This is a genomic window from Cupriavidus pauculus, from assembly GCF_008693385.1.
GTDB lineage: Bacteria > Pseudomonadota > Gammaproteobacteria > Burkholderiales > Burkholderiaceae > Cupriavidus > Cupriavidus pauculus_D.
In genome coordinates this window covers 3111056-3124283 of record NZ_CP044065.1, presented here as the reverse complement: position 1 = coordinate 3124283, position 13228 = coordinate 3111056, and the positions used below count along the sequence as shown (strand labels likewise).

Here is a 13228-nt window from a genome sequence, read left to right as displayed (position 1 = left end):
TGTCGGTCAGGCCGCGACGGGACGGCGCAGATGCCAGTCCGTGGCCTGCTGGAACGCGTGCGCGGTCTGCAGCAGGCGTGCCTCGTCGAAGTAGTTGCCGATCAGCTGCAGGCCCACGGGCATGTTGCCCTCGCCGAAGCCGCACGGCACGCTCATGCCGGGCAGGCCGGCCAGGCTCGTGGACAGCGTGAAGATGTCGGCCAGGTACATCTGCACCGGATCCGCGCTCTTCTCGCCGAGCTTCCACGCGACGGTCGGCGCCACCGGGCCCATGATCACGTCGCACTGCGCGAACGCGGCCTGGAAGTCGTCGGCGATGATGCGGCGGATCTTCTGTGCCTGCAGGTAGTAGGCGTCGTAGTAGCCGTGCGACAGCACGTAGGTGCCCACGAGGATGCGTCGCTTGACCTCGGCGCCGAAGCCTTCGGCGCGGCTCTTCTTGTACATGTCGAGCAGATCGCGGTACTCGGCCGCGCGATGGCCGTAGCGCACGCCGTCGAAGCGCGAGAGGTTCGACGATGCCTCGGCCGGCGCGATCACGTAGTACACGGGAATCGACAGCTCGGTCTTCGGCAGCGAAACCTCGACGAGCGTCGCGCCCAGCTTCTCGTACTCGGCCAGCGCGGCGCGCACGGCCAGCTCGACGTCGGCGGACAGGCCCTTGCCGAAGTACTCGCGCGGCAGGCCGATGCGCAGGCCGGCCAGCGGACGGTCCGCGGTGGCGCCCGCGCGCGGCTGGCCCAGATGGCGCGTGAAGTCTTCCTCGACGCCGCCCTGCGCGGGCGTGAGGCTCGTCGAATCGCGTTCGTCGAAGCCGGCCATCGCGTTGAGCAGGAGCGCGCAATCCTCGGCGCTACGCGCCATGGGGCCGCCCTGGTCGAGCGACGAGGCGAACGCGATCATGCCGTAGCGCGACACGCGGCCATAGGTGGGCTTGATGCCGGTGATGCCCGAGAACGACGCGGGCTGGCGGATCGAGCCGCCCGTGTCCGTTCCCGTGGCGGCGGGCGCGAGGCCGGCCGCGATGGCCGCGGCCGAACCGCCCGACGAGCCGCCCGGCACGCGCGCGGCATCCCATGGGTTGCGCACGGGGCCGAAGAACGAGTTCTCGTTGGACGAGCCCATCGCGAACTCGTCCATGTTGGTCTTGCCCAGCGTGACCATGCCGGCGGCGGCCAGCCGTTCCACGACCGTGGCGTCGAACGGGCTCTCGTAACCGGCCAGCATTTTCGAGCCGGCCGTCGACTTCCAGCCGCGCGTCACGAACACGTCCTTGTGGGCGATGGGCACGCCCGTCAGCGGCGTGGCCTCGCCGCGCGCGCGGCGCGCGTCGGCTTCGCGCGCCTGCGCGAGCGTGCGTTCGGGCTGGACATCGACGAACGCGTTGAGCGCGCCGGCGGCTTCGATGCGGGCCAGGTACTCGCGCGCGAGTTCCTCGGCGGAGACGGTGCGCGCCGCCAGGGCATCGGCGATCTGGCGCAGGGAATTCACGGAATCAGCGGAAAAGGACATGTCGTTCGGGGTGGGCGTCTGATGGTGGCGGACGAAAGTCGCGGGCGGGCGTGCGGGTGCGGATGGCCCGCGCGCTTACTCGATGACCTTCGGCACCAGATAGAGGCCGTCCTCGGTGGCCGGCGCGGGGCGCTGGTAGTCGGCGCGGCGGTCGGACTCGGTGACCGCATCCTCGCGCAGGCGCTGCGCGATATCGCGCACGGCGGACAGCGGATGGGCCAGCGGCGTGATGCCGGTGGTGTCCACCGCCTGCATCTGCTCGACGAGCGAGAAGAAGTTGTTCAGTTGGCCAAGCATATGGGCGGCCTCTTCATCGCTGGTTTCGATGCGGGCCAGATGGGCAATGCGCTTGACGTCGTTCAGATCGAGGGCCATGGCGTGGAGTGACAGACGGTGCCGCGGGGATGCGCGGCCGGTTGGGGCCGCTGGCGGGGTGTTACCGGGAGGTGTCCCCGGAGTTACCGAAATTACCGTCGAAGTTACAAGTTTTTCCGGGGCCAAACGCCCCGAAACAGCAGGAATTATAAGGTATCATTACGCGTCGCTGCCGGCCCCCGGCCACGTCTTCACCACATTGCCGCCCCATGTGTCACCGGATGCGCCCCCCAGTGCCGTTGCTCCGGGGCAATGTGAGATGAAATGTGCGCGTCCAGACGCTGGAAAGCAGGCGCCGCAGTGCTGGCGCCGCAATCCCTGACACCGATGGCAGGTTGACACCGCGCGGGCGATGTCCAGCGGTGAATTAGCGGCCAGTTTTGATCGCATTTTTCGCTGTCACAATCAGGTACCTCCGATTAGGCTTCTGCCACCGTCAGGTTATTTTTTGACCTGTCATGTGTCTCCGGCGAACTTTCGCGCAGAGTCTAATCAAAGGTTCCCGTAGGTTTCAGGTGCGACGCACCGGTACCGCGCCCCCGGGGGCCCGTGAACCCTCTATCGTGACGACCAAATTCGTGGCCGGGCCGCATGCAGTATCGACATGTGGCGCTGGCCGCTTCGCATACCCGCGAACCAACAGAAGACAGGATTCCTGATGTTCGGATTTCTCCGCAGCTATTTCTCCAACGACCTGGCCATCGACCTGGGCACGGCCAACACGCTGATCTACATGCGCGACAAGGGCATCGTGCTCGACGAGCCGTCGGTGGTGGCGATTCGTCAGGAAGGCGGCCCCAATGCCAAGAAGACCATCCAGGCGGTCGGCAAGGAAGCCAAGCAGATGCTCGGCAAGGTCCCCGGCAATATCGAGGCGATCCGCCCGATGAAGGACGGTGTGATCGCCGACTTCACCGTGACCGAGCAGATGCTCAAGCAGTTCATCAAGATGGTCCACGACTCGAAGCTGCTGCGTCCGAGCCCGCGGATCATCATCTGCGTGCCGTGCGGCTCCACCCAGGTGGAGCGCCGCGCGATCCGTGAATCGGCGCTGGGCGCCGGCGCCAGCCAGGTGTACCTGATCGAGGAGCCGATGTCGGCCGCGATCGGCGCCGGCCTGCCGGTCTCGGAGCCGTCGGGCTCGATGGTCGTGGATATCGGCGGCGGCACCACCGAGGTGGGCATCATCTCGCTGGGCGGCATGGTCTACAAGGGTTCGGTCCGCGTGGGCGGCGACAAGTTCGACGAAGCCATCGTCAACTACATCCGCCGCAACTACGGCATGCTGATCGGCGAACAGACCGCCGAGGCCATCAAGAAGGAAATCGGCTCGGCGTTCCCGGGTTCGGAAGTGCGTGAAATGGAAGTCAAGGGCCGCAACCTGTCCGAAGGCATCCCGCGCGCGTTCACGGTGTCGTCGAACGAAATCCTCGAGGCGCTGACGGATCCGCTGAACCAGATCGTCTCCGCCGTGAAGATCGCCCTCGAGCAGACCCCGCCGGAACTGGGCGCGGACATCGCCGAGCGCGGCATGATGCTGACCGGTGGCGGCGCGCTGCTGCGCGACCTGGACCGCCTGCTCGCCGAGGAAACGGGCCTGCCGGTGCTCGTCGCCGAGGACCCGCTGACCTGCGTGGTGCGTGGCTCCGGCATGGCGCTCGAGCGCATGGACAAGCTGGGCAGCATCTTCTCGTACGAATAACGCGAGCCGGGGAACCTGACAGTGGCGATACGCGGCCTGCCGGCGCATGCGACGGGGGCGGCGTCCCTGCTGCGTCGGGCTCCGCTCGCCGTCAGGCTTTCCGATACGACCCCATCGCCCGCTGCGGGATGGGTGGTTGCGTCCTTGGATTTCGAGGCGCTAGCAAAATGAAGCGAAGCGGTCCTGGCTAGGCGCGCGGCCGCAGACAGTACAAATGGTACGGCAAGGCCGCGCAACGACGCCAGGATCATTTTGATAGTGCCTCGAATGGATTACTCTCCGCCGCCTCTTTTCAAGCAGGGCACGTCCGCCGTGGCGCGACTGGTCGTCTTCGTGGCGATCTCTCTCGCGCTGCTGATCGTCGATGCCCGCTTCAACGCGCTGAGCGTCGCGCGCCAGGTCGCCGCCACGGTGCTGCTGCCCGTGGAGCGCGTGGTACTGGTGCCGCGCGACATGGTGCGCGGCGTGTTCGACTACGCGCAGTCCTCCGTCACCCTGGCCACCGAGAACCGCGAACTGCGCCGCAATGCGGTGCAGCAGGCCGAGGCCTCCGTGCGCCAGGCCGAGCTCGAAGCCGAGAACAACCAGCTGCGCAAGCTGCTGAGCCTCAAGGAGCGTTCGGCCACGCCGGTGACCACGGCCGAGATCCTCTATGACGCGCGCGATCCGTACAGCCAGCGCATCGTGATCGACCGCGGCAGCCAGCAGGGCGTGCGCGCCGGCTATCCGGTCATCGACGAGCGCGGCGTGGTCGGCCAGGTCACGCGCGTGTCGCCGTTCCAGTCTGAAGTGACGCTGCTCACGGACAAGGACCAGGCCATTCCGGTCCAGGTCGTGCGCAACGGCCTGCGCAGCGTGGCCTTCGGCGGCGCGCGCGCGGGCCTGCTGGACCTGCGCTTCATGGCGGCGTCCGCGGATCTGCAGCAGGGCGACCTGCTCGTGACCTCGGGGCTCGACGGCACATATCCGCCGGGGCTGCCCGTGGCGAAGGTCGTGCAGATCGAGCGCAAGGCCGATACCGCGTTCTCGCGGGTGTACTGCGAGCCCGTGGCGGGTGTGCGCGCTCACCGCCAGTTGCTCGTGGTCCAGTACGAGGCGAACCTGCCGCCGCGGCCGGCCGACGAGCCGACCGGCAAGTCCGACAAGGCGGAGCGCGGCGCGCGCTCGGCGGCGGCCCGCGCGGCGGCCGAAAGCAAGGCGGCCGAGAAGGCCGACGGCAAATCCGAGAACAAGGCTGCCCGGGAGTCCGCGCAATGACCAATCGTCAGTATCTGCTGCGCCCCGTGAACCCCGTGTTCATCGCGATGAGCTTCGTGATGGCGTTCCTGTTCAACCTGATGCCCTGGGGCACCACGTTGTGGATCCCGGACATGGTGGCGCTGGTGCTCGTGTTCTGGAACATCCACCAGCCGCGCAAGGTCGGCATGGGCGTGGCGTTCCTGCTGGGCCTGCTGATGGACGTGCACGACGCGCGCCTGCTCGGCGAGCACGCGATGGCGTACACGCTTCTTGCGTACTTCGCGATCACGATCCACCGGCGTGTGCTGTGGTTCTCGGTCTATGCGCAGGCGCTGCATGTGCTGCCCCTGCTGTTCGTCACCCACGCGGTGCCGGTGGTGATCCGGCTGGCGATGGGCGCGCCGCTGCCGGGCTGGCAACTTCTGCTCGCCCCGGGTATCGAAGCCCTCTTATGGCCGCTCGCCACCAGCGTATTGCTGGCGCCGCAGCGCCGCTCCAACGACGTGGACGAGACGCGCCCGATCTGACCCGATCCGACGCCCTCGTCAGAGATTCTCCTAGCAGTACCGTGCCATGACAGAAATCCGTAACGTCGAACTCGAAATCGGCCGCTTCCGCATCCGCGTGGCGGCCGCTGCGCTGTTCACGGTGATCTGCTTCGGCCTGCTCTTCACGCGCTTCCTGTGGCTGCAGTGGTACAAGCATGACCAGTATTCGGCCAAGGCCGAGGACAACCGCATTTCGGTGGCGCCGATCGAGCCCAACCGCGGGCTCATCATGGACCGCAACGGCGTCATCCTCGCGCGCAACTACTCGGCGTACACGCTCGAAATCACACCGTCCAAGCTGACCGACACGCTCGACAACACGATCGACGCGCTGGCGACCCTTATCGATATCCAGCCGCGCGACCGGCGCCGGTTCAAGCGCCTGCTCGAGGAATCGCGGAGCTTCGAGTCGCTGCCGATCCGCAGCCAGCTCTCGGACGAGGAAGTCGCGCGCTTCTCGGCGCAGCGTTTCCGCTTTCCGGGCGTGGATGTGCGCGCGCGCCTGTTCCGCCAGTATCCGCTCGGCGAGTCGGCGAGCCACGTGATCGGCTATATCGGCCGCATCTCGCAGCGCGACCAGGAGCGCATCGAGGAGATGGACACGGCCAACGATGCCGAGGGCGCGAAATACGATCCGCGCAAGGACGCGGACAACTACAAGGGCACCAACTACATCGGCAAGATCGGCCTCGAGCAGAGCTACGAGAGCGAGCTGCACGGCCTGACGGGCTTCGAGGAAGTGGAAGTGAGCGCGGGCGGACGTCCGATCCGCACGCTGTCCACGTCGCCCTCCACCCCGGGCAACAACCTGATCCTGTCGCTGGACATCCGCCTGCAGCAACTGGCCGAGCAGCTGTTCGGCGACCGCCGGGGCGCGCTGGTGGCGATCGAGCCGGCTACGGGCGACATTCTCGCGTTCGTCTCCAAGCCCACCTACGATCCGAACCTGTTCGTCGAGGGCATCGACACGAACACCTGGAACGAGCTCAACAACTCGCCGGACAAGCCGCTGCTGAACCGGCCGCTGCGCGGCACGTACCCGCCGGGCTCGACCTACAAGCCGTTCATGGCACTGGCCGCGCTGACCACGGGCAAGCGCACGGCCGCATGGGGCATGCACGACCCGGGCTTCTTCACGTTCGGCAACCACACGTTCCGCGACGACAAGCCCGGCGGCCATGGCTGGGTCGATATGCAGGCGTCCATCGTCCAGTCGTGCGACACGTATTACTACGCGCTGGCCCGCGACATGGGTGTCAACGGCATCCACGATTTCATGAAGCCGCTCGGCTTCGGCCAGATCACGGGCATCGATATCGAGGGCGAAAGCCGCGGCATCCTGCCGTCCACCGACTGGAAGCGCAAGGCGTACCGCAAGCCCGAGCAGCAGCGCTGGTACGACGGCGAAACGATCTCGCTCGGTATCGGGCAGGGCTACAACAGCTTCACCATCCTGCAGCTGGCCAATGCGGTGTCGATCATCGTCAACAACGGCTCGGTGATGAAGCCTCACCTGGTCAAGGCCGTGGAGGACTCGGTCACGCGCCAGCGCACGCTGACGGTGCCGAAAGAGAGCTACCGGATTCCGCTCAAGCAGGCCGATATCGACGTGATCAAGAAGGCAATGGTCGCCGTGACCCACTCCGGTACCGCCGCGCGCGTGTTCGCGGGCGCGGCCTACGAGTCGGCCGGCAAGACCGGTACCGCGCAGACCTATACGCTCGGCAAGAACGAGAAGTACAACCACCATGCGCTGGAAGAGCGCAAGCGCGACCACTCGCTCTACACGGCGTTCGCGCCGGCCGACAATCCGAAGATCGCGCTCGCGCTGATCGTCGAGAACGCGGGGTTCGGCGCGGCCGTGGCGGCGCCGATCGCGCGCAAGGTGATGGACTACTACCTGACCGGCAAGTGGCCCGAGGAACTGCAGGCCAGCGCGCCGCCGCCGGCCGAGCGCGAGCGCGCGGGCGGCAAGCCGCCCGTCGATACGCCGAGCGTGTTCACGACCGGCCAGACCGCGAGCGTGGCCAGCGCCACCGTGATGATGACCGCGCCGACGGCCGCCGCCAGTGGCGCGGCCGGTGCCGCAAGCGGCGTCAGCGCGGCCGTGGCCGAAGCGAGCGGCGCCGGTGCCGCCAACATGGCGGCGGCCAGCGCGGCGGCGGGACAGTCCGCGGCGCACAGTGCTTCGGAAGCGCTCGCGCAGCGGCTGGACCCCGACGCGATCGCGCCGGCCTCGGCCGTCGATACGCTGGACGCGCGCATGCTGCAGGCGCTCGGCCACAGCCGGCTGGCGCCCGCGTCGGCCACGGCCACGCCGGCGGCACCCGCGGGTCCGGTCAAGAAGCCGGTAGCGCCGGCCGGGCAGCAGGGCGCGCCCGCCGTGCCCGCGAAGCCGCGCGCGCGTCCCGTCGCGGCGACCGCCGCCCCAACCGTCACCGAATAAGGAGAGGCGCTTATGGAAAAACGTCGCGTCCTGTCCGTGCTTCGGACCGCATTCACGGGCTTCGACAAGCCGCTCGCGCTGATCGTGTTCCTGCTCTTCGCCACGGGCATCGTGGCGCTGTACTCGGCCGCCATCGACATGCCGGGCCGGGTCGAGGACCAGTTGCGCAACATCCTGCTGTCGTACGTGGTGATGATGGTGATCGCCTACATGCCCACGCAGCTGCTGATGCGCGTGGCGGTGCCGCTTTATACCGTCGGCGTCGCGCTGCTGATCGCGGTGGCGATGTTCGGGCTGATCAGAAAGGGGGCGCGGCGCTGGCTCAACGTCGGCATGGTCATCCAGCCGTCGGAGATCATGAAGATCTCCATGCCGCTGATGCTCGCGTGGTACTTCCAGAAGCGCGAGGGCGTGATCAAGTGGTTCGACTTCGTCGTGGCGCTGCTGCTGCTCGGCGTGCCCGTCGGGCTGATCGCGAAACAGCCAGACCTCGGCACGGGCCTGCTGGTGCTTGCCGCGGGCCTCTACGTGATCTATTTCGCGGGGCTGTCGTGGCGCATCATCCTGCCGCTGCTGGCGATCGTCGTCGTGGCGATCACGCTGCTGGTCTCCTACGAGACCCAGATCTGCGCGCCCGGGGTGAACTGGCCGATTCTCCACGATTACCAGCAACACCGCGTCTGCACGCTGCTGGACCCGACCACCGATCCGCTGGGCAAGGGGTTCCATACGATCCAGTCGATCATCGCGATCGGGTCGGGCGGCGTGACGGGCAAGGGCTGGCTCAAGGGCACGCAGACCCACCTCGAGTTCATCCCCGAGAAGCACACCGACTTCATCTTCGCGGTGTTCTCGGAGGAGTTCGGGCTGATCGGCAATGCGGTGCTGCTCGTGCTGTACCTGCTGCTGATCTTCCGCGGGCTGTATATCGCGGCCAATGCGCCGACGCTGTTCTCGCGGCTGCTGGCCGGGGCGATCACGCTGATCTTCTTCACCTATGCGTTCGTGAACATGGGGATGGTGAGCGGCATCCTGCCCGTGGTGGGCGTGCCGCTGCCGTTGCTGAGCTACGGGGGCACGGCGCTCGTCACGCTGGGCATGGGCATCGGCATCCTGATGAGCATCTCGCGTCAGAAGCGGCTGATCCAGACCTGACCCATCGAAGGCGACTCAAGCTGCCCTTTGCTACACTGCCGACCACAACACCCATGCCTGGTAGAGACGCCATGAATTCGCAAGACGTTGCAAGCTGGCTGCAGAGCCATCCGCAGTTTTTCGAGGATCACGCCGAGCTGCTCGCGGCGGTCCAGCTGACGAGCCCGCACAGCCACCGTGCCGTGTCGCTGCAGGAACGCCAGATGGAAATCCTGCGCGAGAAGAACAAGGGCCTCGAGCTCAAGCTGGCGGACCTCGTGCGGCACGGGCATGACAACGACCGCACGCAGCAGCGCATGCACGCATGGCAGCTGCGCCTGCTGGCGGAAGTGGACTCGCACGCGCTGCCGTATGCGGTGCAGGACGGCCTGCAGCAGGTGTTCGACGTGCCCGCCGTGGCGCTGCGCCTGTGGAACGTGGGCCAGGCCTACTCGCATATGGAAGTGGCACAGGGCGCCAGCGACGACCTGCGCCTGTTCGCCGAGGGCCTGCGCGCGCCGTACTGCGGCCCGAACAGCGGCTTCGAGGCGGCCCGCCTGCTGGAGCGCGCCGATATCGCATCGCTGGCCATGGTGACGCTGCGCGCGCCGGCGCGCGTGGGCGAGGAGGGCGCGGGCCCGACGTTCGGCCTGCTCGTGCTGGGCTCGCCCGATGCGCGCCGGTTCCACGAGGGCATGGGCACCGCGTATCTCGCGCAGATCGGCGAGGTGGCGGGGGCCGCCCTCAATCGTCTGCGCGACTGAGGCCCGGCCCTCTCGCTGCCGATCCTCCGCCATGGCGTCCCGCCGACCGTCGTCCGACAGCACCGCTATCGTCAAGGGGGCCGACGCCGAGCGGGATAGCGATCGCCGGCCCGCCACCGATGCACGGGTGGCACGCTACCTCGCGTGGCTCGAAACCGGCCGCAAGCTCGCGCGCCATACGCTGATCAACTACACGCACGACCTCGCCGTGCTGGAAGCGCATGCCGCGCGCCATGCGCCGGGCGTCGACCTGCTCGCGCTCCAGACCCACCATATCCGCGCATTTGCCGCCCGCATGCATGGCGGCGGCCTGTCCGGCGCGACCATCGCGCGCGCGCTGTCGGCGTGGCGCGGGTTCTATCTGTGGGCCGCGCAACACGGCCTCGGCGTACCGGCGAATCCCGTCGATGGCGTGCGCGCGCCGCGCCGTGGCCATCGGCTGCCCAAGGCCCTGTCGGTCGAGCACGCGGTGGCGCTGGTGGGCCATCGCGGCAACGACGATGCGGCCGCGCGGCGCGATCAGGCCGTCTACGAGCTGTTCTATTCGAGCGGATTGCGGCTATCGGAGCTCGTGCAGCTCGACGTCCGCTATACCGAGGATGGCGACTATCGCTCGTCCGGCTGGCTCGATCTCGCGGAGGGCGAGGTCACGGTCATCGGCAAGGGCTCGCGCCAGCGCAAGGTCCCCGTCGGCAGCAAGGCGCTCGAAGCGCTGCGCGCGTGGCTTGCGGTGCGCGATCAGCTCGCGCGTCCGGGCGCGGCGCCCGAGGATGCCACGGCATTGTTTCTGGGCGCGCGCGGGGGGCGCCTGTCGGGTGGCACGATCCAGCAGCGCATCAAGAAACAGGCGATCGCCGCGGGGTTGCCGACCGATGTCCATCCGCACATGCTGCGGCATTCGTTCGCGACGCACGTGCTGCAGTCGTCGGGCGACCTGCGCGCGGTGCAGGAGATGCTCGGCCACGCGAGCATTTCGACCACGCAGATCTATACGTCGCTGGACTTCCAGCATCTGGCCAAGGTCTACGACAAGGCCCACCCGCGGGCGGGGCGCGCGGCCAAGGCCGAGCCCGGAGCCGGACCCGAGCCGGACGACGAGACCGGCTAGGTCCCTAGTCGATCCACTGCGACAGGATGCCGCGAAAGCGCTCCATCTCCGGCAGCAGCCATTGCCGGAATGCCTGCACCTTCGGCAGCTCGAGGCTGTCCGGCGAACACACGAAATACAACAGCCACGGACACGCGATGCTCACGTCGAAAAGCCGCACCACGCGCCCCGACAGCAGATCGTTGTAAGCGAGCGACGAGCGGATCAGCGCAATGCCCTGGCCCTCGGCCGCCGCCTGCAGCAGCAGCGACGAATCCTGCAGCAGCAGGCCCTTGCGCGGCTCTGGCCAGTCGAGGCCAGCGGCCTCGAACCACGGTTTCCACGGATCGCCCTCGCCGCGCAGCAGCGGCATGCCGGCCATGTGCTGTGGCAGTTCGGGCAGGCGTCCGCCATTGAAATCGGGGCTGCAGACCGGGAAGAACCGGTCGTCCAGCAGTTGTTCCACATAGAGACCCGGATAGTCGCCGCTGCCCATGCGCAGCGCGATATCGACTTCCTCGCTCGCGAAGTCGACGAGCGAGTTCGATGAGAGTAGTTCGACGTCGAGCTCGGGATGCCGCTCGATAAAGCTGCCGATGCGCGGTGTGAGCCAGCGCGCGGCGAACGACGGCATGGTGCTGATGGTCAGCCGCTTGTCGCGGTTGCCGGCCTGGAGCACGCGCGTGGCATCGGCGATCTGCAGCAGCGCGTCGCGAACGCGCTCGGCGTAGACGCGGCCGTTGGCGGTCAGCGCGACCCGCTTGCCGCGGCGCTCGAACAGCGGCTGGCCCAGTTCCTCCTCGAGCGCGCGAATCTGGTGGCTGACCGCGCCGTGCGTGACGAACAGCTCGGTGGCCGCGCGGGAGAAGCTCTCGTGCCGGGCGGCGGCCTCGAAAGCGCGGAGCGCGGCCAGCGCCGGCAGGCGCGGAAATTCGCGGCGCCAGCTGCGCGCGTCGTCGGGGTGCCAGGAGCCCTTTCCAGCCATAAATGACAGTCTCTACCGTTTTCTATGTGAGTTTCATTGACAAGCGAATGGAAAATATATCGTTTTGATCGTGCTAGGGCAATCCCTAGAATGCAATGCACCGGACGCCGCAAATCAATGCAATGAAGCGAACAAAACTGGCCCGGTCGAGGCGCCGGGCCAGTTCCGGTGCGGCGGCCAAGCCACGGCAGTTCGGTTATCGGAGAAGCCATCATGAAAACTCTGCTCACAACGACAGTCTTTACCCTGAATCCCGGCGAAGTCACCGCCCTCTCGCTCCATGCCGCCCAGCGCCTCACGGTACAGAAAGCCGCCGGCACGCACCTCTGGGTCACGCGCGAGAACGATTCGGAGGACTACTGGCTCCGTTGCGGCAGTAGCCTGTTGCTGCGCCGTGGCGACGAGATCGTGCTGAGCGTGGACCCGGCGGCGCCGGAGGCCATCCAGCTCGCGCTGATCGCCGAGGCGCGCCGCCCGTCGCTGACGCTTGGCGATGTCGTCCATATGGCCTGGCGCGCCGCGCGCCGGCTCGTGCGCGGCACGGAATGGACGCCGGGCAAGGATCAGGTCACGGTACTGTGAAGACCGCGCGATGAAGGGGGGCGGGCAGGCCCGCCCCCTTTTCGTTACACTGGCGGGCATGCATCCCATACAAGTCATCGATCGGGGTCGCGAGCCGTACGCACCCTGTTTCGACGCGATGCGGGCGTACACCGAAGCCCGCAACGCCGACACCCCCGACCAGATCTGGCTGGTCGAGCATCCGCCGGTCTACACGCTCGGCCAGGCCGGCGATCCCGCGCACCTGCTCGTGCCCGATGCGGCGATTCCCGTCGTCAAGATCGACCGCGGGGGGCAGATCACCTATCACGGACCGGGCCAGATCGTGGCCTACCTGCTGCTGGACCTCCGTCGGCGCCATCTGATGGTGCGGGAACTGGTCCAGGATATCGAGCAGGCCGTGCTCGATACACTCGCGGCGTATAATCTCGCAGCCGAGCGCAAGGCCGGCGCACCGGGCATCTATCTGTCGGATGGAGCGCACCGGGGTGCCAAGATTGCCGCGCTGGGCCTCAAGATCCGCAACGGCTGCAGCTATCACGGCGTCAGCCTCAACGTGCAGATGGACCTCTCGCCGTTCCTGCGCATCAATCCCTGCGGCTATGCCGGACTGGAAACGGTCGACATGGCGACCGCGGGCGCCACCGTGGTGGCGGACGATGCGCGCGAAGGCGCGGCGCCCCTGCCGGTGACCGCGGTTCATCACCCCGAGATCGCACGGCGCCTGGCGGCGGCCTTGTGCGAGGTGCTTGCGGCGCGCGAGGCGCGTGCCGTGGCCAACGGGCCCGCTGCCGTGGCCGGGGCAGAAACTGCCGCGGCCATATGAATGTGGTCGGCTCAGACAGCCGGCTCCCCAATTTTTAGCGGAAAGAACA

At 67.6% G+C, this 13228-nt stretch carries 12 protein-coding genes; 9 read left to right on the top strand and 3 right to left on the bottom strand.

Going from position 1 to position 13228, the window contains the following annotated elements; genetic code table 11:
* Positions 1-6: 6 nt before the first annotated feature.
* Together gatA and gatC are read right to left on the bottom strand one after the other, a co-directional pair.
* A complete protein-coding gene (gatA, locus tag FOB72_RS14380; RefSeq protein ID WP_150373209.1) occupies positions 7-1512 on the bottom strand; it encodes an Asp-tRNA(Asn)/Glu-tRNA(Gln) amidotransferase subunit GatA in 1506 nt (501 codons plus the stop codon).
* A 75-nt stretch (positions 1513-1587) separates the two neighbouring features.
* The gene (gene gatC, locus FOB72_RS14375; protein ID WP_150373207.1) at positions 1588-1887 is read right to left on the bottom strand and encodes an Asp-tRNA(Asn)/Glu-tRNA(Gln) amidotransferase subunit GatC; all 300 of its coding nucleotides are present in this window, start codon (positions 1885-1887) and stop codon (positions 1588-1590) included.
* 658 nt (positions 1888-2545) lie between these two features.
* Here gatC and FOB72_RS14370 point away from each other — a divergent pair.
* The 7 genes from FOB72_RS14370 (at position 2546) to FOB72_RS14340 (ending at position 10828) form a co-directional block, all read left to right on the top strand.
* Complete coding sequence (locus FOB72_RS14370) at positions 2546-3589, top strand: rod shape-determining protein (RefSeq protein ID WP_011296266.1); 1044 nt, start codon at positions 2546-2548, stop codon at positions 3587-3589.
* A 267-nt stretch (positions 3590-3856) separates the two neighbouring features.
* Positions 3857-4846, top strand: a complete 990-nt coding sequence (mreC, locus tag FOB72_RS14365; RefSeq protein ID WP_150373205.1) for a rod shape-determining protein MreC — start codon at positions 3857-3859, stop codon at positions 4844-4846.
* Positions 4843-5355, top strand: coding sequence for a rod shape-determining protein MreD (mreD, locus tag FOB72_RS14360; protein ID WP_150373204.1), 513 nt, complete (start codon positions 4843-4845; stop codon positions 5353-5355). The genes mreC and mreD overlap by 4 nt, the downstream gene beginning before the upstream one ends.
* Before the next feature lie 46 nt (positions 5356-5401).
* Entirely contained in the window at positions 5402-7822 is a 2421-nt protein-coding gene (mrdA, locus tag FOB72_RS14355; protein ID WP_150373202.1) for a penicillin-binding protein 2, read from the top strand.
* Positions 7823-7834: 12 nt separating this feature from the next.
* Positions 7835-8977: a rod shape-determining protein RodA gene (gene rodA / locus FOB72_RS14350; RefSeq protein ID WP_150373201.1), complete on the top strand. Its 1143-nt coding sequence runs from the start codon at positions 7835-7837 to the stop codon at positions 8975-8977.
* Between the two features lie 71 nt (positions 8978-9048).
* Positions 9049-9720 carry a DUF484 family protein gene (locus tag FOB72_RS14345; RefSeq protein ID WP_150373200.1) on the top strand — a complete coding sequence of 224 codons (672 nt, stop codon included), beginning with the start codon at positions 9049-9051 and terminating at the stop codon, positions 9718-9720.
* 31 nt (positions 9721-9751) lie between these two features.
* Positions 9752-10828 (top strand): tyrosine recombinase XerC, encoded by a 1077-nt coding sequence (locus tag FOB72_RS14340; protein ID WP_150373198.1) that lies wholly within the window; start codon positions 9752-9754, stop codon positions 10826-10828.
* A gap of 4 nt (positions 10829-10832) precedes the next feature.
* Here FOB72_RS14340 and FOB72_RS14335 read toward each other — a convergent pair whose 3' ends face one another.
* Positions 10833-11792: a transcriptional regulator GcvA gene (locus FOB72_RS14335; protein ID WP_150373196.1), complete on the bottom strand. Its 960-nt coding sequence runs from the start codon at positions 11790-11792 to the stop codon at positions 10833-10835.
* Between the two features lie 213 nt (positions 11793-12005).
* Between FOB72_RS14335 and FOB72_RS14330 the strand changes: the two genes are divergently transcribed.
* The gene (locus FOB72_RS14330) at positions 12006-12374 is read left to right on the top strand and encodes a DUF2917 domain-containing protein (protein WP_150373195.1); all 369 of its coding nucleotides are present in this window, start codon (positions 12006-12008) and stop codon (positions 12372-12374) included.
* Positions 12375-12432: 58 nt separating this feature from the next.
* Entirely contained in the window at positions 12433-13179 is a 747-nt protein-coding gene (gene lipB / locus FOB72_RS14325; RefSeq protein WP_150373194.1) for a lipoyl(octanoyl) transferase LipB, read from the top strand.
* Positions 13180-13228: the final 49 nt, after the last annotated feature.